General features: G+C 71.8%; 19 protein-coding genes. 8 read left to right on the plus strand and 11 right to left on the minus strand.

Features of this window, described 5'->3' with window-relative positions:
* The first annotated feature begins 4 nt into the window (after positions 1–4).
* The gene (locus ACTWPP_RS19460) at positions 5–877 is read left to right on the plus strand and encodes an LLM class flavin-dependent oxidoreductase (protein WP_443105705.1); all 873 of its coding nucleotides are present in this window, start codon (positions 5–7) and stop codon (positions 875–877) included.
* A 28-nt stretch (positions 878–905) separates the two neighbouring features.
* Here ACTWPP_RS19460 and ACTWPP_RS19465 read toward each other — a convergent pair whose 3' ends face one another.
* The 6 genes from ACTWPP_RS19465 to ACTWPP_RS19490 form a co-directional block, all read right to left on the minus strand.
* Positions 906–1,454 carry a hypothetical protein gene (locus ACTWPP_RS19465; protein ID WP_443105706.1) on the minus strand — a complete coding sequence of 183 codons (549 nt, stop codon included), beginning with the start codon at positions 1,452–1,454 and terminating at the stop codon, positions 906–908.
* Between the two features lie 49 nt (positions 1,455–1,503).
* Positions 1,504–2,355 (minus strand): helix-turn-helix domain-containing protein, encoded by an 852-nt coding sequence (locus ACTWPP_RS19470; RefSeq protein ID WP_443105707.1) that lies wholly within the window; start codon positions 2,353–2,355, stop codon positions 1,504–1,506.
* Between the two features lie 36 nt (positions 2,356–2,391).
* The gene (locus ACTWPP_RS19475; RefSeq protein WP_443105708.1) at positions 2,392–3,171 is read right to left on the minus strand and encodes a hypothetical protein; all 780 of its coding nucleotides are present in this window, start codon (positions 3,169–3,171) and stop codon (positions 2,392–2,394) included.
* A gap of 159 nt (positions 3,172–3,330) precedes the next feature.
* On the minus strand, positions 3,331–4,740 hold the full coding sequence (locus tag ACTWPP_RS19480) for an aldehyde dehydrogenase family protein (RefSeq protein WP_443105709.1): 1,410 nt from the start codon (positions 4,738–4,740) through the stop codon (positions 3,331–3,333).
* Positions 4,741–5,007: 267 nt separating this feature from the next.
* Positions 5,008–5,571: a hypothetical protein gene (locus tag ACTWPP_RS19485; RefSeq protein ID WP_443105710.1), complete on the minus strand. Its 564-nt coding sequence runs from the start codon at positions 5,569–5,571 to the stop codon at positions 5,008–5,010.
* A 5-nt stretch (positions 5,572–5,576) separates the two neighbouring features.
* A complete protein-coding gene (locus ACTWPP_RS19490) occupies positions 5,577–6,203 on the minus strand; it encodes a hypothetical protein (protein WP_443105711.1) in 627 nt (208 codons plus the stop codon).
* 241 nt (positions 6,204–6,444) lie between these two features.
* Between ACTWPP_RS19490 and ACTWPP_RS19495 the strand changes: the two genes are divergently transcribed.
* Complete coding sequence (locus ACTWPP_RS19495) at positions 6,445–6,936, plus strand: hypothetical protein (RefSeq protein ID WP_443105712.1); 492 nt, start codon at positions 6,445–6,447, stop codon at positions 6,934–6,936.
* A 16-nt stretch (positions 6,937–6,952) separates the two neighbouring features.
* Here ACTWPP_RS19495 and ACTWPP_RS19500 read toward each other — a convergent pair whose 3' ends face one another.
* The 4 genes from ACTWPP_RS19500 to aceA form a co-directional block, all read right to left on the minus strand.
* Positions 6,953–7,933: an ABC transporter ATP-binding protein gene (locus tag ACTWPP_RS19500; RefSeq protein ID WP_443105980.1), complete on the minus strand. Its 981-nt coding sequence runs from the start codon at positions 7,931–7,933 to the stop codon at positions 6,953–6,955.
* Positions 7,934–7,945: 12 nt separating this feature from the next.
* Entirely contained in the window at positions 7,946–8,731 is a 786-nt protein-coding gene (locus ACTWPP_RS19505) for an ABC transporter permease (protein ID WP_443105981.1), read from the minus strand.
* 22 nt (positions 8,732–8,753) lie between these two features.
* Positions 8,754–9,542 (minus strand): ABC transporter permease, encoded by a 789-nt coding sequence (locus ACTWPP_RS19510; protein WP_443105713.1) that lies wholly within the window; start codon positions 9,540–9,542, stop codon positions 8,754–8,756.
* Between the two features lie 235 nt (positions 9,543–9,777).
* Entirely contained in the window at positions 9,778–11,061 is a 1,284-nt protein-coding gene (gene aceA / locus ACTWPP_RS19515) for an isocitrate lyase (protein WP_443105714.1), read from the minus strand.
* Between the two features lie 149 nt (positions 11,062–11,210).
* Between aceA and ACTWPP_RS19520 the strand changes: the two genes are divergently transcribed.
* The 4 genes from ACTWPP_RS19520 (at position 11,211) to ACTWPP_RS19535 (ending at position 15,491) form a co-directional block, all read left to right on the plus strand.
* The gene (locus ACTWPP_RS19520; RefSeq protein WP_443105715.1) at positions 11,211–12,647 is read left to right on the plus strand and encodes a helix-turn-helix domain-containing protein; all 1,437 of its coding nucleotides are present in this window, start codon (positions 11,211–11,213) and stop codon (positions 12,645–12,647) included.
* A 166-nt stretch (positions 12,648–12,813) separates the two neighbouring features.
* Complete coding sequence (locus tag ACTWPP_RS19525; protein ID WP_443105716.1) at positions 12,814–13,797, plus strand: glucosyl-3-phosphoglycerate synthase; 984 nt, start codon at positions 12,814–12,816, stop codon at positions 13,795–13,797.
* A 101-nt stretch (positions 13,798–13,898) separates the two neighbouring features.
* Positions 13,899–15,128 (plus strand): acyl-CoA dehydrogenase family protein, encoded by a 1,230-nt coding sequence (locus tag ACTWPP_RS19530; protein WP_443105717.1) that lies wholly within the window; start codon positions 13,899–13,901, stop codon positions 15,126–15,128.
* Positions 15,129–15,212: 84 nt separating this feature from the next.
* Entirely contained in the window at positions 15,213–15,491 is a 279-nt protein-coding gene (locus tag ACTWPP_RS19535; protein WP_443105718.1) for a hypothetical protein, read from the plus strand.
* Between the two features lie 22 nt (positions 15,492–15,513).
* Here ACTWPP_RS19535 and ACTWPP_RS19540 read toward each other — a convergent pair whose 3' ends face one another.
* The gene (locus ACTWPP_RS19540; protein ID WP_443105719.1) at positions 15,514–15,999 is read right to left on the minus strand and encodes a hypothetical protein; all 486 of its coding nucleotides are present in this window, start codon (positions 15,997–15,999) and stop codon (positions 15,514–15,516) included.
* A gap of 825 nt (positions 16,000–16,824) precedes the next feature.
* On the opposite strand from ACTWPP_RS19540, the gene ACTWPP_RS19545 reads away from it, so the two are divergent.
* Positions 16,825–17,940, plus strand: coding sequence for a zinc metalloprotease (locus tag ACTWPP_RS19545; RefSeq protein ID WP_443105720.1), 1,116 nt, complete (start codon positions 16,825–16,827; stop codon positions 17,938–17,940).
* 25 nt (positions 17,941–17,965) lie between these two features.
* Positions 17,966–18,283: a hypothetical protein gene (locus tag ACTWPP_RS19550; protein WP_443105721.1), complete on the plus strand. Its 318-nt coding sequence runs from the start codon at positions 17,966–17,968 to the stop codon at positions 18,281–18,283.
* Positions 18,284–18,293: the final 10 nt, after the last annotated feature.

Raw genomic sequence — 18,293 nt, forward strand, 5'->3', positions numbered from 1 at the left:
ACCGGTGACGAGCACACCGACGATCGGCACCGTGATGTGGCCGATGCGGTCCTGGCCTGAGGCCGGGGACCTGTGGCGGCGCGCCGAGGACCTGGGGTTCCGGCACGCCTGGGTGTACGACCATCTCGCGTGGCGCGGCGAGACGCCCTGGTACGACGCCTACACGACGCTGGCCGCGGCCGCCGCGGTCACCTCCCGGGTGCGGCTCGGCACGCTGGTCACCTCGCCGAACTTCCGCCATCCCGTCCCCACCGCGCACGCGATCAAGACGATCGACCATGTGAGCGGCGGACGGGTGTCGATCGGCATCGGGTCGGGCGGCACCCGCCGCGCCTCCGACGCCGGCGTGCTCGGCGGGGACGCGTGGACGCCGCACGAGCGCGCCTCCCGCTTCGCCGAGTGGGTCGAGCTGCTCGACCTGCTGCTGCGCGGACCGGAGACGACGTTCGAGGGGACGTACTACACCGCCCGCGAGGTCGTCACGGAGCCGGGCTGCGTCCAGCGTCCGCGGGTGCCGCTCGTGATCGCCGGGGACGGGCCCCGAGGGATGCATGTGGCCGCGAAGTACGGCACAGGATGGGTCACGAGCGCGAACGCCGGGGGCAGGGCCCCGCAGGACATCGTCCGCTCCCGGCTGGCGGCGCTCGACGCGGCCTGCGAGGCCGAGGGCCGCACGATCGACGACCGCATCCTGATGACGGGGTTCAGCGGGGAGCCATGGCTGGAATCGCCCGGCTCGTTCGCCGACCTCGCGGGCCGCTACGCCGAGCTCGGCATCACCGAGATCGCGCTGCACTGGCCGCGTCCCGGAACGCGGTTCGAGGCCGACATGAAGGTCTTCGAGGCGGTCGCCGCAGAGCACGGGGAGGGCCGGTGACGCTCGGCGGCGGAGTGCGCCACGGGGGTCACATCCGGTAGACGGCGCCCTCGACGCCCCATTCGCCGAACGGCGGCGGCTCGCCGCGTCCCCCCGGCGGGGGCCGGACGAGGACGAGCCGGGACACGCCGAGCCGCCGCACCGCCCGCGCCGTCGCCTCCAGCGCCGGTCCGCCGGGCGGTCCGCCGGCGAACATGAGGTCGGCGCCCCGCGCCCAGCCGGGCGGCTCGGAGAACTCCGGCGCCCACACGCACACCCGGTGCCCGGCGGCGATCCGGTAGCCGTGCATCGCACCGCCGGGATGCGGGACCGGCAGCGGCTCGATGTGCAGCGTCCCGTACCGGAACGGCGCGCGGACCGGCTCGGGCATGCCGCACTCGCGGGCGATCCGGCCGAGGGCGGGCTGGAGCGGGCCGTGCTCGTCGCGGACGAGCCATGCCCGCGAGATCTCCGGCGGCTCGGACCCGGGGCCTCCGTCCAGCCCGACGTGCGCGTGCCCGTACTCGACCAGCAGCCCGGCCGGGGCGTGCCGCGACGAGCGGGCCAGTCCGGTACCGAGCAGGATCAGGCGCGGCATGTCCCGATCGTCACCCCGCCCGGGGGCCGCGTCCACCCCCCGGCGCCGGTCAGGCGGGCTCGGCGAGGGTGGTGACGCGCTGCTGTTCCAGCTGCCCGCCGATGAGCTCGGTGGGGGTGCACCCCGAGAGCGCGCGGAATTCGCGGTTGAGGTGGGCCTGGTCGTAGTAGCCGCAGGCCAGCGCGGCCTCCGCGAACCCGGTGCCGCCTGTCAGCAGCTCGACGGCGCGCCGGAAGCGCAGCACCCGCCCCATCACCTTGGGCGGCAGGCCGGCCTGCTCACGGAACCGGTTCGTCAGATGCTTGCGGCTCCAGCCGACGTCGGCGGCGATGTCGGCGACGGTCACCGTGGGGTCGCCGTTCAGCAGCCGCCACGTCCGGGTGACCTCCGGGTCGGGCACGGGACCGATCTCCAGGCGGCGCAGCAGGAAGCCGTCGACGATGTCGAACCGCTCACCCCAGGACGCGGCGGCGGCGAGCCGCTCGACGAGCGTGTGCGCGCCGCGGCCGAGCAGGTCGGGCAGGTCGGCGGCGGCGTTGGTGAGCCGGGCCATCGGCACGCCGAACAGCGTGTACGCGCCGAGCGGGGTCACGTCGAGCTGGATGCCGCGCTGCCCGCCGGGGCTGACGTACATGCCGTGCCCGTCGTGCATCCCGGCGACGAACGACCCGTACTCGCGCCCGCGGACGCCGGAGTCGGGGACCATCAGGTACAGCGGCGGCCCCAGGTTGATGATCACGATGGTGGTGCGGGTCGGGAGGGTGCGCATCCGGGTCGGGACGGCGGCGGTCTCCCAGTAGCCGTCGTAGGAGCGCAGGAACGGGCGCAGCGCGGGATGCGGCCGCGCCCGCGCCAGCCACCAGCCGTCCCGGTCGCTGAACTGGACCGACCTGTCGCTCATGCTCCCAGTCCTACCAGACGGGACCGACGGATCCGGCTACTCGTACATCTGGCCGCACACCGCGATGCGGGCCAGGTCGTCCCACGTCATCGTGGTGATCGTGCGGACGTAGGAGCGGGCCGGCGGCTCCCCGGGCCCGGTGGGCAGCGGGACGCGGGCGCCGTCGGCGGCGTCCCAGCCGCCGAGGCTGCCCGCGACGGCGCATTCCAGGTAGGTCGCGGGGTCGAAGTTGTACCAGCGGGCCGGGGTGGCGCGGGCGCCGGAGCCGGGCGGGCGGGGCGCGTCCACGCCGAACCTGGCCTGCGGGCCCGGGGGAGCGGTGAGGAAGTCCTCCAGGTCGGCGATCTGGGAGAGCAGCACGCGCTCCCAGTCGGCGTACCCGTCCGGCTCGTCGCCGGGCAGGGAGAGGTCCTTGACGCTCCACGCCGGGTCGAAGCCGGCGGGCGGGGTGGTGGACGCCGCGGCGAACATCGCCGCCACGTCGTCGGGTTCCAGCCGCGGCCGGTCGCCGAGCGGGGCGCTGACCTTCCAGAGCGCCCGCAGGAACCCCGACAGCGACCACGACGCCGCCCTGGCCTCCTGCCCGAGCTCCAGGAACACCAGGTACAGGTCGCGGTTGGTCCGGACGGCGGGCCCCGGCGGGCCCTCGACCCAGTACGTCTGCCTGTGCCGGACGCCGCTCTCGAAGACCAGGACCTGGGCGAGCGCCGAGATCCGCGAGTCGTGCGTGGCCACGTGGAACGTGTTGCCAATGTCGTCCTGGCGCATGACGTCCCAGGTCTGCATCCGGGCCTCCACGGTCGGCGGTGCGGTCACGACCCCCGCCCCAGAAAGTGTGCCATTCCGGTGGCCGACCGCCAGTAGTGGCCATGTCACTTTCCGGCCTCGAAGTCGTGACCTCTCGCAGATGCCGTACGCGGCGGAACGGGGTAGGGGCCCGGCCTCTCGCCGCCGGGCCCCGTCCGCGTGGGCCGCTCAGTGCTTGGAGCGGTGGACGACCTGCATCTCGGTGAACCCGTACAGGCCCCACGGGCCGTTCTCGACGCCGATGCCGCTCCACTTGAACCCGCCGAACGGCTGGTTCGGGGCGAGCGCCAGGTGCGTGTTGACCCAGGCGGTGCCGCACTCCAGCCGCCCGGCGATCTCGGCGGCCCGGTCGGCGTCGGCGCCCCACACCGAGCCGGACAGCCCGAAGTGGGTGCCGTTGGCGCGGGCGAGGGCCTCCTCGACGTCGGTGTACCTGACGATCGGCAGCGCGGGGCCGAACTGCTCCTCGTCCACGATCCGGGCGCCGTCCTCGATGTCGGCGAGGATCGTGGGCTCGAAGAAGTAGCCCGGCCCGTCGATGGGCCCGCCGCCCGCCGCCGCGCGGGCGCCGCCCGCGAGCGCGTCGGCGACCAGCTCGCTCACCCGCTCGAACTGCGCCCTGTTGTTGATCGGCCCGTACTGGACGCCCTCCTCCATGCCGTTGCCGACCTTCGCCGCCTTCGCCCGCTCGGCGAGGGCGTCCACCACGTCGCCGTAGAGGGCGTCCGGGACGTACACGCGCTTGATCGCCGAGCAGACCTGGCCGTTGTTCTGGAACGCGCCGCCGAAGACCCTGTCGGCGATGGCGGCCGGGTCGGCGTCGTCCAGCACGATCGCCGGGTCGTTGCCGCCGAGCTCCAGCGTGACGCGCTTGAGGTCGGGCGCCGCGGCCGCGGCGACCCGCTTGCCGGTGGCGACGCTGCCGGTGAAGCTGATCTTGCGTGGGACGTCGTGCGAGGTCATCCAGGCGCCGAGCTCGTCGCCGCCGGTGACGACGTTCAGCACCCCGGGCGGCAGGACGTCCCGGAGCACCTCACCGAGCTTGAGGCTGGACAGCGGGGTGAACGGGGACGGCTTGAGCACCATCGTGTTGCCCGCGAGCAGCGCCGGGGCGAGCTTCCAGATCGCGAGGAGCAGCGGGTAGTTCCACGGGGTGATCGCCGCGACGACGCCCATCGGGCGCCGGACGACCTCGACGAGCGCGTTGGCGTCGTCCTGGATGACCTCGCGGGGCAGTTCGAGGTCGGCGAAGTACTTCAGCCACACACCGGCCCCGACGACCTCCATGGTCGCGTCGGACAGCGGCTTGCCCTGCTCCAGGGTCAGGATGCGGCCGATCTCCTCCGACTTGGCGAACATGAGGTCGGCCGCCGCCAGCAGCGCCTTGCGCCGCGCGGACTCGTCGCCGCGCCACTCCGCGTAGGCGGCCCGCGCCGACGCCATCGCCGCGTCCAGCTGCTCCCGGGAGGCGTCGGGCGCCTGCTCGGCCACCTCGCCTGTCGCCGGATCGATCACGCCGAAGGTCGCGGGCGCGTCCACCGCCTGGCCGTCGATGGTCATGGAGAACTTCTCGGACACCGTTGATCCTCCGCTCACGGGGTTACCGAACGGCATTCAGTATTCACCCTCGCCGCCCGTTTTGACGAGACGGCCCGCGCGACGAGAAGCCCGCACGATGAGCCCGGCCGGTGGAGGGCGCCGCGCACTCCATCCAGAACCGGGAGCGCGGCACGCAGGGCCGCGAAGCGGTGTACGAGTTCCTGGACGGCTGATGCCGGACGGCGATGGGCGCCCCCGCGAGAGGCGGGGGCGCCCATCGCCGTCGCTCAGGCGGCTCGCCGTCGCTCAGGCGGCGAAGATGCGGTCCAGGAGGTCCCGGTAGCCGCGCAGCGCCAGCCGGAGCCGCTCGGTGTCGGCGCGCTCCTGGTTCTTCAGCTCTTCGGAGAGCGCCCGCCGGTGCTCGGCGATCGCGTGCCCGAGGGCGTCGACGGCCTCGGACGCGAGGTCGTCCGCCTTGCGCACGGACCGGCCGGGATCGTCGACGAACGCGGACTGCACCTCGCGCCAGCGTTCCCTGAACCGCTCGGACTCCGCCGGATCGAGCAGCTTCGCCGGTGTTCCCGGTGTTCCGGGTGTTCCCGGTGTTGCCGGGGTCTTCGGGGTCCCGGCGGGGGACGGGTTCGGGAAGGCGGTGGCGGCCTCCCCGCGGTCACCGCCCACCGCGGGGATCGGGTCGGGTGCGGTGTCGGGGACGGGCGGGTCCATGGCCGGGGGGCCCGGTGCGGGCCCGGCGACGTGGGTGTCGCCGGCCACGCCCCGGTCGGCCGTCCCGGCGGCCCGGGCGCGCTCGTCGGCGCTGAGCCCGCCGTCGGTGCCCGGCGTCCTGTCGCCGGGTCGCCTGTGCTCCATCGGGGTCAGCTCCTCGGGGCCCGGTCGTCGCGGTCTCCGGCCTGCCCGGCGGCCGCCGCGGGCGCGGCGGGGCCCGTCTCGCCGGCGGGCGCCTCCTCGCCGGGGGCGGACAGCAGCTCGTCGAACAGGGCCCGGTAGTGCACCATGGCCTGCCGCAGGTCCTCGGTGGAGGCCTCCCTGTTCGCCGCCCGGCCGCTGATCGCGTGGGCGCTCCGGTAGTGGTCCATCGTGCGGCCGTGGTCCACCGACAGGTGGGCGACCTTGTCCTCGAAGCCGTGCGTCGGGTAGCCGCGCTCGCCCATCACCACGGTGACGAGGCCGTCGGCCTGCTCGACCGCCGCCTCCGGGGTGTCGACGAAGCGCTCCTGAACGCGGACCCACTGCTCGCGGTACTGCTCGCGCCGCCGTGGGTCGAGGTCGCGCAGTTCGAGCTCGTCGTGCCGCTGCTCGCGGGAGCGCAGCTCCCGCTCGGCGGCCGCGCGGCCGCCCTCGCTCTCCAGGGCCCGGTCGTATTCGGGGCCGAACCGCCGCCTGAGCCGCCGCGTCCGGGCCACGCTCCGGGCCAGGTACACGGCCGCGATCAGCGCGGCGACGACGGCAACGGCGATGACGACCCATATCGCGGTCGACATTGTTTCCTCCAACGTGCGTCGGATCGAATGGAACGCCGATGCCCGCAGAAAGGCGTTCAAAACGAATCACCACAAAACAACCAAGCGATGGCCGGCGGCCCGGACCGTGCCCTCGCCGGAAGATCGCGACTCCCGGTCATCGGCACGGATTTACTGCGCTATGCCCGATGTGCATGTTCTGATTGAGGCGCTACGGAACCTCCCGCGCCCGGTGGGCGCGTGCGAATGGATGTGATGCGCGGTGCGCCATGCGTTCGGCTTCGTCCTCGGCGTCCTGCTGACACCCGCGCTGGTGTACGGCGCCGCCTGGGGATACGTCCAGGCCGGCCAGTCCTTCGACGGCACCGGGCAGGAGATCACCGATCGCACCCGCATCTACGGGGCGTTCGCCCTCCTGGCCGCCGTGGGCCTGGTGATGGGAGTGATCATCGTCGCCCGGTGGGCGTCGCCGCTGGTCTCGCTCATCCCGGCGCTGGCGCTGCTCGGCTTCTCGGCCTACTTCCTGATCGACCCGGACCGCGTCCTCGACCTGCCGGGCGAGGTGCCGCCGGCCGGCGACATGGACTTCGGGCTGCGCATGCTGCTCGGCTCCGGCGTGTTCGGCATGATGGGCGTCGCGCTGCTGATGCCGACATGGGCACCGCGCCGCTGGAGTTCCCGGCGCGACGAGGACACCGCCGACATGGACTTCTACTCCGCCATGGAACGCCGGCCCTCGGGAAACGGGCCCTGACTCCCCGGAACCCGGCCTAGGGCGCGACCGGGCGGCCCGGGGGCCGGTACTCGTGCTCGCCCCGGTAGAGGCCGGCGAGGACGTCCTCGATGCCGGCCTCCCGCAGCGAGATGTCGCGGATCTCGTGGCTCCGCGCCAGTTCTGCCACGGCCGCCGCCGCGTTCACCGCATTCGGCAGCCGCAGCCACTGCCGCGGCCCCTCCACCCGCTCCGCCTCGATCCCGTTCAGCCTGATCGGCGGGCCCGGCCGCGCCAGCTCGACGACCAGCAGCCGGTCGGCGTCCACGGTCCGGCGCAGCTCGTCCAGCCCGCCGTCGTAGGCCAGCCGGCCATGGTCGATGATCATGACGCGGCGGCAGAGCCGCTCGATGTCGCCGAGATCGTGCGTGGTCAGCAGGATCGTCGTGCCCCGCTCGGCGTTGACGCGCTCCAGGAAGTCGCGGACGGTCGCCTTGCTCACCACGTCCAGTCCGATCGTCGGCTCGTCCAGCACGAGCAGCTCGGGATCGTGCAGGAGGGCCGCGGCCAGGTCGCCGCGCATCCGCTGGCCGAGGCTGAGCTGGCGGACCGGGATGTCCAGGAACGGCTCCAGCTCCAGCAGCGCGGTCAGCTCGGCGAGCCGCACCCGGTGCGCGGCCGCCTCGACCCGGTAGAGCCGCCGGACGAGCGCCAGGCTGTCGCGCAGCGGCAGGTCCCACCACAGCGTCGTCCGCTGCCCGAACACGACCCCGATCCGGCGCGCGAGCGACGTGCGCCGCCGCGACGGGTCCAGCCCGCACACCCGCAGCTCGCCGGACGACGCGGTGAGGATGCCGGTCAGCATCTTGATCGTCGTGGACTTCCCCGCGCCGTTCGGGCCGAGGTAGCCGACGAACTCGCCCGGCTCGACGGTGAACGACACCCCGTCCACCGCGCGCAGGGTCGTGCGCGACCGCCGCAGGACGCCCGCCCGTTTCCGGACGGTGAAGGACTTGACGATGTTCCCGGCCTCGATCATCGGCACCCGGCATCAGCTCCCCGTCGATCGGTAGCGCCGCATCCCCGCCCGCCACGCCAGCGCCGCGACCGCGCACAGCACGGCCGCCACCGCCGGGGACGCGAACCGCGCCGCGTCCGGCAGCCCGAGCGGATCGGGACGGTCGAGGACGTACAGCGCGGGCTGCCAGTTGACGAACGCCAGCGGCACGACGAACGTCACCCCGCGGACGAAGTCCCGCCCGAACATGGTCATGGGGTACTGCGTCAGGAACGCGCCCCCGTAGGTGACGGACTTGCTCGCGCCGTGGCTGTCGATCAGCACGAACTGCACCGCGCCCGCCAGCACCCACAGCGCCGCGAAGATCACCGTCCCGGACAGCACCATGACCGGGATCATCGCCGCCCGGCCCGGCGTCCAGGCCACCTCCAGCCGGCTCAGCGCGAACGCCAGCACCGCCACCGCGGGGACGAGCTTGCCGAAGCGCCGCGGCGAGAAGTCCTCCGTCGCGACCTGGACGAGCGGGCTCACCGGACGCACCAGCATCGCGTCCAGCGTCCCCTGCCGCACATGCTGGCCGAGCCGCTCGGTGGTGCCGAGCACGATGTCGGAGACCCCGAACGACAGCGCCGACGTCCCGTACAGGAACAGGACCTCCGAGACGCCGAACCCGGCGATGCGCGGGGCGCGCGAGAACAGCAGCCCGATCGCGGCGGCGTCCAGCCCGGTGACGACCGCCGTGGCGAGCGCCAGCAGCACCATCGACACCGGGTACTGCGCCGCCGCCCGCATCCACGTCCAGGCGAGCAGCCCGTACATGCGCACGGCGCCGGCCGGCGTGTCACCCACCGTGCACCACCAGCTTCCGCCGCGCCGCCCGCGTCAGCAGCGCGCCGGCCCCGAGCAGCACGGCCGCCCATACCGCCTGGAAGCCGAGTGCGCCGATCAGCCCGGTACCGGTGTGGCGGCCGAGGAACACGTCCGCGGGCACCTGGATCTGCGCCGACCACGGCAGCGCCCGCGCGACCGTGCCGAGCGCTCCGGGGAACACGACCAGCGGCAGGATCATCCCGGAGAAGAACAGCGACATCACCAGCATGACGGCGTGCAGGCCGCGGTCGTCGTGCAGCCAGAACATCCCCATCGCGACCAGGTAGCGCAGCCCGAAGCCCACCGTCGCGGCCAGGGGAAGGGCGACAGCGAACGCGGCGAGGCCCGCCGGCCCCGGCCAGCGGAACGGGAAGACCAGCGCCCCGGCCAGCAGCGGCGGACCGGCGCGCAGCACCAGCGAGGCGGCCGCGCGGCCGAGGTCGTCGGCCAGCCACCAGCCCTGCAGCCCGGCCGGCCGGTGCAGGTCGATCGCCACGTCGCCGTTGCGGATGCGTTCGGTGAGGTCCAGCCCGCCGAAGATCTGGACGGGGCCGATCAGCGCCTGGGTGATGAAGCAGAAGGTGACGGCGTCGGCCTCGTCGTACCCGCCGAGCGAGGGACGCGCCTCCCAGAGCGCGATAAGAACATACGCGCGCATGAAGCCGAAGGCGGTGTTGGTCAGCGACTCTGTGAGGGAACCGAGCGGATACGCCGTGTGGCGGCGGAAGCCGTACCACCACACCCATGGAAGAACGCCCACTTGCCGAGAGCCTAAGTACGTGGTCGCCGCCTCACCACGTAATTTCGCACAGAACCCGCACCCCGGCGGAGATGCCGGGGCCCGGGTCCATGGGCGGCCTTGACGGGAGGTGGGCTTGATGAGTGAGGCGGAATGGGGGAGGGCGGGGTGCGTGCGGACGCCAGAAGGCCCCCGCGGGTGTAGGGACGCGGGGGCCTCCGGGGTCCGGGGGATCAGACCGGAAGGTGGGGGTGGCTCAGTGGAACTGGCCCTCTTCCGTCGAACCCTTCAGCGCCGTGGTGGACGAGTCCGGGCTGATCGCTGTGCTGACCATGTCGAAGTAGCCGGTGCCGGCCTCGCGCTGGTGCTTGACCGCGGTGAAGCCCTTCTCGGCCGCCGCGAACTCGCGCTCCTGCAGGTCGACGTAGGCGGTCATGCCGTCGCGGGCGTAGCCGTGGGCCAGGTCGAACATGCCGTAGTTGAGCGCGTGGAAACCGGCCAGGGTGATGAACTGGAACTTGAAGCCCATGTGGCCGAGCTCGCGCTGGAACTTGGCGATGGTCGCGTCGTCCAGGTGCGCCTTCCAGTTGAAGGAGGGCGAGCAGTTGTAGGCCAGCATCTGGTCCGGGTACTCGGACTTGACGGCCTCGGCGAACTTGCGGGCCAGCTCCAGGTCCGGGGTGCCGGTCTCCATCCAGATCAGGTCGGAGTGCGGCGCGTAGGCCTTGGCGCGGGCGATGCAGGGCTCGATGCCGTTGCGGACCCGGTAGAAGCCCTCGGCGGTGCGCTCGCCGGTGATGAACTCGCGGTCGCGCTCGTCCACGTCCGTCGTGATCAGTGTCGCGGCCTCGGCGTCGGTCCGCGCGATGATCAGGGACGGCACGTTGGAGATGTCCGCGGCGAGGCGGGCGGTGTTGAGGGTCTTGATGTGCTGCGAGGTCGGGATGAGGACCTTGCCGCCGAGGTGGCCGCACTTCTTCTCGGAGGCCAGCTGGTCCTCCCAGTGCACGCCCGCGGCACCCGCGGCGATCATGCCCTTCATCAGCTCGAATGCGTTCAGCACGCCGCCGAAGCCGGCCTCGGCGTCGGCCACGATCGGGGCGAGGAAGTGCGTGTCGCCCTGGCCCTCGGCCCACTGGACCTGGTCGGCGCGCAGCAGCGCGTTGTTGATCCGGCGGACGACGGCCGGGACCGAGTTCGCCGGGTAGATGCTCTGGTCCGGGTAGGTCTGGCCCGCCAGGTTGGCGTCGGCCGCGACCTGCCAGCCGGACAGGTAGATGGCCTTGAGGCCGGCCTTCACCTGCTGGACGGCCTGCAGCCCGGTCAGCGCACCGAGGGAGTGGACGTAGTCCTCCTCGTGCAGGAGCTTCCACAGGCGCTCGGCGCCGAGGCGCGCGAGGGTGTGCTCCTCCTGGACCGAACCGCGGATCCGCACGACGTCCTCGGCCGTGTAGGTCCGCTCGATGCCCTTCCAGCGCGGGTCGGTCTCCCACTGTCGCTGCAGCTCTTCGGCTGCGCCCTTGAGGCGACTATCGCTCATCGTCTCGCCCTTCCGTGTCGTCCCCTGGGTGCTTGGCTCGACTATGCCCCGGCCGCAACCCCTTAATGAACTCGCTGGTAACAGAAGAACTGCGAAATTTCCGGTACCATGAAGCCGTGACGACCTTGCGGCCAGAAGAACCCCTCAACTTGACGAGTGACGTAGATCTCGTGACCTTCGGGCAGCGGCTCCGCCATCTGCGGCGCGGCCGCGGCATGACGCTGTCGGAGCTCGGCGAGCGCGTCGGCCGCGCCCCGTCCCAGCTGTCCCTGCTGGAGAACGGCCGGCGCGAGCCCAAGCTGTCGCTGCTGCAGGCCCTCGCCGCCGCGCTGGAGTGCCCGGTGGAGGAACTGCTGCGGCGCCAGCCGCCCAGCCGCCGCGCCCAGCTGGAGATCCAGCTGGAGGAGGCGCAGCGCGACCCGCTCTACCGGACGCTCGGGCTGTCGCACCTCAAGGTCGGCAAGCGGATGCCGAACGAGGTGATCGAGCACATCCTCGCGCTGTACGGGGAGCTGAAGCGCAGCCGGACCAAGCCGACCGCGAGCCCCGAGGAGGCGCGCAAGGCCAACGCCGAGCTGCGCCGCCAGATGCACGAGCGCGGCAACCACTTCGCCGACATCGAGTCGATCGCCTCGCAGACCCTCGACTCCGTCGGCTACCGGCGCGGCGCCGTGTCGCAGGGGCTGCTGATGACGCTCGTCGGCCACTTCGGCTTCAGCCTGCAGTACGTCCAGGACCTGCCGCGCTCCGTCCGGTCCATCACCGACCTGCGCAACCGGCGGATCTACCTGGAGCGCGAGCAGCTCGGCATGCACACGCCGCGGACGATCCTGCTGCAGACCCTCGGGCACATCGCGCTCGACCACGACCAGCCCCGCGACTTCGCCGACTTCCTGCGCCAGCGCGTCGAGGCCAACTACTTCGGCGCCGCGATCCTGATGCCCGAGCGCAGCGTCGTCCCGTTCCTGCAGGAGGCGAAGGCGGCGCGGGAGCTGTCGGTGGAGGACCTCGCGGACGTCTTCTCCGTCTCCTACGAGATGGCCGCGCACCGCTTCACCAACGTCGCGACCCACCATCTGGACCTGCAGCTCCACTTCACCAAGAACGACGAGAACGGCACCATCTACAAGGCGTACGCCAACGACGGCCTCGCGTTCCCCCAGGACGAGGACGGCGCGATCGAGGGTCAGCGGATGTGCCGCGAATGGGCCGGGCGGCACGTGTTCGGCGCCGAGGACCGCTTCTCGGTCTACTACCAGTACACCGACACCCCGAAGGGCACGTACTGGTGCCTGTCCCACATCGACCCCAGCCATGAGCGCGACTTCGCGATCACGCTGGGCGTCCGGTTCGAGGACTCGCGCTGGTTCCGCGGCCGGGAGACGACCCGGCGCCGCAAGTCGTCCTGCCCGGACGGCGACTGCTGCCAGCGGCCCCCGAAGGCGCTGTCGGACCGGTGGGAGGGGATGGCCTGGCCGTCCGCCCGCGCGCACTCGCACGTCCTGTCCGTGCTCCCGCCCGGAGCGTTCCCCGGCGTCGACGACGCCGACGTTTACGAGTTCCTGGACAAGTACGCCGCCGAATGACCGGCGTGTTGTGCTCGTGTTAACTCTTCGGGTCGGTCCGCCCTGTCCCGTGCCAACGGTGAATGATCTGGGAGGATCTGGCGTTCCTATAGGTGAGGGGGACGCCCGGTCCGGGACGTCTCGTCCGGACGCCCGTCCGGGACGGTCCGCACGGAGGGGAGAGCGCGTGCTGCCGGAGGTCGCTTCGTGGTTGCGCCGCCGCACGAGCGCGGCGGAGGACTGGCCGCCGCGCTCGCTGCTCGCCGCCAAGGGCGACGCCCGGATCAGCGTCGTGCTGCCCGCGCGCGACGAGGAGGCGACGGTCGGCGCCATCGTGGCGGCCATCCGCACCGACCTGGTCGAGCGGATCCCGCTGGTGGACGAGATCGTGGTGGTCGACTCCCGCTCCGGCGACCGGACCGCCGCCGTGGCCGCCGCGGCGGGCGCCGAGGTGGTCGCCCAGGACGCCGTCCTCCCCGGGCAGGGCCGCATGTCCGGCAAGGGCGAGGCGCTGTGGAAGTCCCTGGCCGCGACGTCCGGCGACCTGATCGTGTTCGTCGACGCCGACCTGCGCGAGTTCGCCTCGTCCTATGTGACCGGTCTGCTCGGGCCGCTGCTGACCGACCCGTCCGTCGGCTACGTCAAGGGCTGCTACGACCGCCCGCTGGTCGAGGGGGAGCGGCGCGTCGAGGGCGGCGGGGGCCGGGTGACCGAGCTGGTCGCGCGCCCGCTGATCAACCTGCACTGGCCGATGCTCGCCGGCGTCATGCAGCCGCTCGGCGGCGAGTACGCGGGACGCCGCGCGCTGCTGGAGCGGCTGCCGTTCGTCACCGGCTACGGCGTGGAGCTCGGCCTGCTGCTGGACGTCTACCAGGACTCCGGGCTGGACGCGATCGCGCAGGTCGATCTCGGCCGGCGGGTGCACGCGCACCAGTCGACCGAGGCGCTCGGCGCGATGTCGGGCCAGATCATGCTGACCGCCTGGTCGCGGCTGGAGCGGCACGGCCGGATGATGCCGCTGGAGGCCCCGGCGACCGCGCTGACCCGGTTCCGCCGCGGAACGGACGGGCACGACGCCCGGACCACCGACGTCGCGGTGGGGGAGCGGCCCCCGATGATCGAGGTCCCCGGCTACGCCGCCGCGCGGTCGTTCTCGCCCGGCCGCAGGTAGCGCGGACCCCTCGCTGTGACTCCCGCCACGGTGTTACCCACGGTAACCCCAGATGGTGCTACCGTTGGTAACAGCGATATTGGAGAGAGGGTCTATTAATCATGACGAGCGCGGAGCCGACACCGTTCTCGCTGGAGCCCAGTGAGGACGTTCGCCAGGTCAGGGACTGGGTGCACGAGTTCGCCAGGGACGTCATCCGTCCCGCGGCCGAGGAGTGGGACGAACGCGAGGAGACGCCCTGGCCGCTGGTCCAGGAGGCGTCCAAGGTCGGCCTCTACTCACTCGACTTCTTCGCCACCCAGTGGCTGGAGCCGACCGGGCTCGGCATCCCGGTGGCCTTCGAGGAGATCTTCTGGGGCGACGCGGGCATCGGGCTCTCCATCGTCGGCACCGGTCTCGCCGCCGCGTCCGTCGCCGCCGTCGGCACCCAGGACCAGGTCGCCGAGTGGGTGCCGCAGATGTTCGGCACCCCCGACGACGTCAAGCTCGGCGCGTTCTGCGCCTCCGAGCCCGACGCCGGCAGCGACGTCGGCGCCATCCGCGCCCGCGCCGTCTACGACGAGGCGAAGGACGAGTGGGTGCTGAACGGCACCAAGACCTGGGCCACCAACGGCGGCATCGCCGACGTCCACATCATCGTGGCGTCCGTGCACCCCGACCTCGGCAGCCGCGGCCAGGGCAGCTTCATCGTCCCGCCGAACACCCCGGGGCTGCGTCAGGGCCAGAAGTTCAAGAAGCACGGCATCCGCGCCTCGCACACCGCCGAGGTGATCCTGGAGGACGTGCGCATCCCGAGCCACCTGATCGTCGGCGGCAAGGACAAGTTCGACGAGCGCATCGCGCGGACCCGCGCCGGCAAGCGCGCCAAGGGCCAGGCCGCGATGAAGACGTTCGAGACCACCCGCCCGTCGGTCGGCGCGATGGCGCTCGGCGTCGGCCGCGCCGCCTACGACTACGCCCTGCAGTACGCGCGGGAACGCGAGCAGTTCGGCAAGAGGATCGGCGACTTCCAGGCCATCGCGTTCAAGCTCGCCGACATGAAGTGCCGGCTCGACGCCGCCCGCCTGATGGTGTGGCGGGCCGCGTGGATGGCGCGCACCGGCAAGGACTTCGACAACGCCGAGGGCTCGATGGCCAAGCTCATGGCCAGCGAGATGGCGGTGAACGTCACCGAGGAGGCCATCCAGATCCTCGGCGGCAACGGCTACACCCGCGAGTACCCGGTCGAGCGGATGCACCGGGACGCCAAGATCTTCACGATCTTCGAAGGCACCTCAGAAATCCAGCGCCTCGTCATAGGCCGCACCGTAACCGGCCTCCCCGTCCGCTAGCGTCCCCGCAGGTCAGCGGCTCCGCCATCACGACCCCGCCCCGCCGATGGGCGGCGGACCGCGGCCTGCGGCCACCATCCCCGAGTGCCCGTCGAACCCGATCGTTTCCCGTTGTTTACCCAGCCCCGTGCTGAGTTCGTGCTGATACCTAACGGTTGGCTATCGCAGGAATGGGCGGGCGGTGGTCTTACTCCCGCGACAGGAACCGTGCTCTTCCTCATCGCGCTGGCCACGGGCATGTACACCAGGGCCGACACCAACGCCTTCGTCGCCATGATGCTCCACCCCTTGGCGCTGCTGATGGTGCTGCCCATCGCGGCGTTCATCGGCGCCTTCGCGATCGGGGCGATCCGCCGCCGCTGAGGGCTGTCCGGCGCCCGCCCCGCTACATCCAGCGGCCGTCCTCGGCGTTTGGGACGAACAGCTTGTGCTTGGCGTAGCCGGGCAGGGCGGACCCGTGGCCGACGAGACCGGTTTCGCCGCCGGCGACGAACGCCAGGCACCAGCCAGTGACGAACGTCAGGCTTCCGCCGCCGAACGCGACCGACAGCACGAGGAGACTGCTCGGGTCCAGCGCGATCAGACCGAACAGGGGTACTGTGGCGATCAGGCAGGCAAGGGCCGCGAACCAGCGGCGGGCACGCCTTCGCCGCGTGGCCGCGAGGCTGTGCACGGCGTAGGTCAGCGTTTTCCCGCACACCGAACACTCGACACGGCAGTGACGGGCTGGTTCTCCGTCCTCGGGCCGTTCGACCAACCAGGTCCGGCCGTGGTAGTCCCAGGCAACGGTGCCGTATGACACCGAGCGCCCCACGAAGTTCTGGCGATGGGCAAGCATCGTGCGCTGGTCTCGCTCGATCGCCAGCGCCACGCTGTGACTCCTCGAATCGCCCTCTTCATCCGATGCCTCCCCGCATCCTGGCCAGAGCCCCACCCGAGGTCAAGCGCGCCCGCGCCATCGCTTCTGAGCTGCTTTCCAGGTGCGTGCGGTCCACATCCAGAACCGGCAGGGTGCCCCTCCAAAGGCCCGCACCTGACCGTCGGCCTCGCCCTCCTGTCGCACCTGGCCGAGGCTGCTATCTGTCAAGCCGCTGGTCGGAGCTCCTCCGCGAGCTTTGTAACCCCCGACGACACTGATCCGGGATGAATGATTTAGGAATGACCCGGTCTTCACCGGACCCCGGCCTTTGTGGCGCTGTCGGAGCCGCCTTGCTGATGCGGGCACCGTCCGGTGGAGTGCGAGGTGGCGGCGAAGTCGGTCAGTGCGCTGCAGAACCCGGGGGAGTCGATGCCGCCGCGCCGGGTTCTCGGTGGAGAGCCATGACCCGCCCCTGCGCAACCGGCCGGCGAGACAGGCGGGTCTCGCTGCCGGGCGAGGGGGTTCGCCTTCCGGGAGGGTGCGGGCCGGGCCCTGGGGCGGCGTACATCGAAGGAAACCCGGCCGACCACCCGCTGCCGCAGCAGAAGGCGAGAACAGCGGACGGCGCCGCTGCCGAATGTCATCGACATTCCCGCGCGGAACGGAACGATACATTCCGTTGGGAGGTTGGAGTGAAAGGGGTAGAGCTGGGCATTTAGGGAGCGTTTGCGCTTTGTGGGGCTTATCGGGTGAGCACGGGTTGGTAGGGCTCCTGACACAGGCGGAGAGGGTCGGCGCAGGCGTCGCGGGCCACCGCGTAACTCGGAGGGGACCGCCATGACCGAAAACACTTCCTTCCCGGCACCACGGCGTGATCTGTGCGGAGCCATGCAGGTCCACCGGCGGCTGCTGAACGAGAGCATGACCTACCGCGCGCAGCGTGCGCGAATCGAAAGTCGGGCGCTCCAGTACGAGACCGGACGGCGCAGCTCCGTCCGCAGGAAGGTGCTCACCCTCCCCGTCGTCGTCCACGTCGTGCACAATCCGAACAGCCCGGGCCAGAACATCGACGGTGAGCAGATCAACAGCCAGATCGACGTCCTCAACAAGGACTTCCGGGCCACCAACCCGGACGTGTCGCAGGTACCGGACGTGTGGCGGTCACTGATCGCGGACGCCCAGATCGAGTTCGCCCTCGCGACGGTGGATCCGTTCGGCGGCCCGACCGACGGGATCGTCCGGGTTGAGACCGACCAGACCGACTTCGACGTCGACGACGGGGTGAAGTCCACTGCCACCGGTGGCTCCGATCCCTGGCCGGCCGACCAGTACCTCAATATGTGGGTCTGCCAGCTGGGCGGCGGCCTGCTGGGCTACGCGCAGTTCCCCGGCGGCCCACCGCAGACCGACGGCGTGGTCATCCTGCACTCGGCCTTCGGGACGACCGGCACCGCCGCGGCCCCGTACGACGGGGGCCGCACCGCGACTCACGAGATCGGCCACTGGCTCGACCTGTTCCATATCTGGGGGGACGACGACGGTGCGTGCAGCAACGACGATCGGGTGGCCGACACGCCGGTCCAGGCGAACTGCAACGTCGGAAAGCCATCCTTCCCGCGCATCACGTGTGACAACGCGCCGAACGGTGACATGTTCATGAACTACATGGACTACGTCGACGACGACTGCATGTTCATGTTCACCGAGGGCCAGCGCGAGCGGATCAACGCCTGCCTGGAGGGGGCACGGGCATCGTTCCTGGTCGCGCGCCAGCCCGCACTCGCCGGGCAGGCCGCGTCCGCCGGGCAGGCCGTGACGGCCGGTGCGGCCGGTCCCGCGGCGCACAACGGCGACGTCGAACGGCTCCTCCACGACTCCGAGCGGCTGACCAGGGAGGTCCTCGCCGACATCCAGAACGTGCTCGGCCTCGTCGGCCACCGCTCCGGCGAATGAGCGGCCGGGGATGCCAGGAGGTCGCATGAACGGTGCACCGCCCGATGTCACGGGCGCCTGGGTCCACGCCTTCGAGGAGGACACCCCCGCCACGGCGGTGTACCGGCCGGCCGACCAGCCGGTCCGTCCCGCGCGGCGCCCGCGGCGTCGCATCGAGTTCCGCTCGGACGGCACGTTCGCCGAGCGGCGTCCCGGACCCGACGACCGCCTGTACGAGGTGCGGGGCCGCTGGGAGAGGCGGGGAGCGGACCGGATCGACGTCACCTTTCCCGACGGGCGCGGCGCGTCCTTCGGCATCACCGTCATCTCCCGGACCGGTGACAGACTGACGATCGCGAAATGAGGACGGCGAG

The sequence above is a fragment of the Actinomadura sp. 3N407 genome (genome assembly GCF_052245875.1).
GTDB lineage: Bacteria > Actinomycetota > Actinomycetes > Streptosporangiales > Streptosporangiaceae > Spirillospora.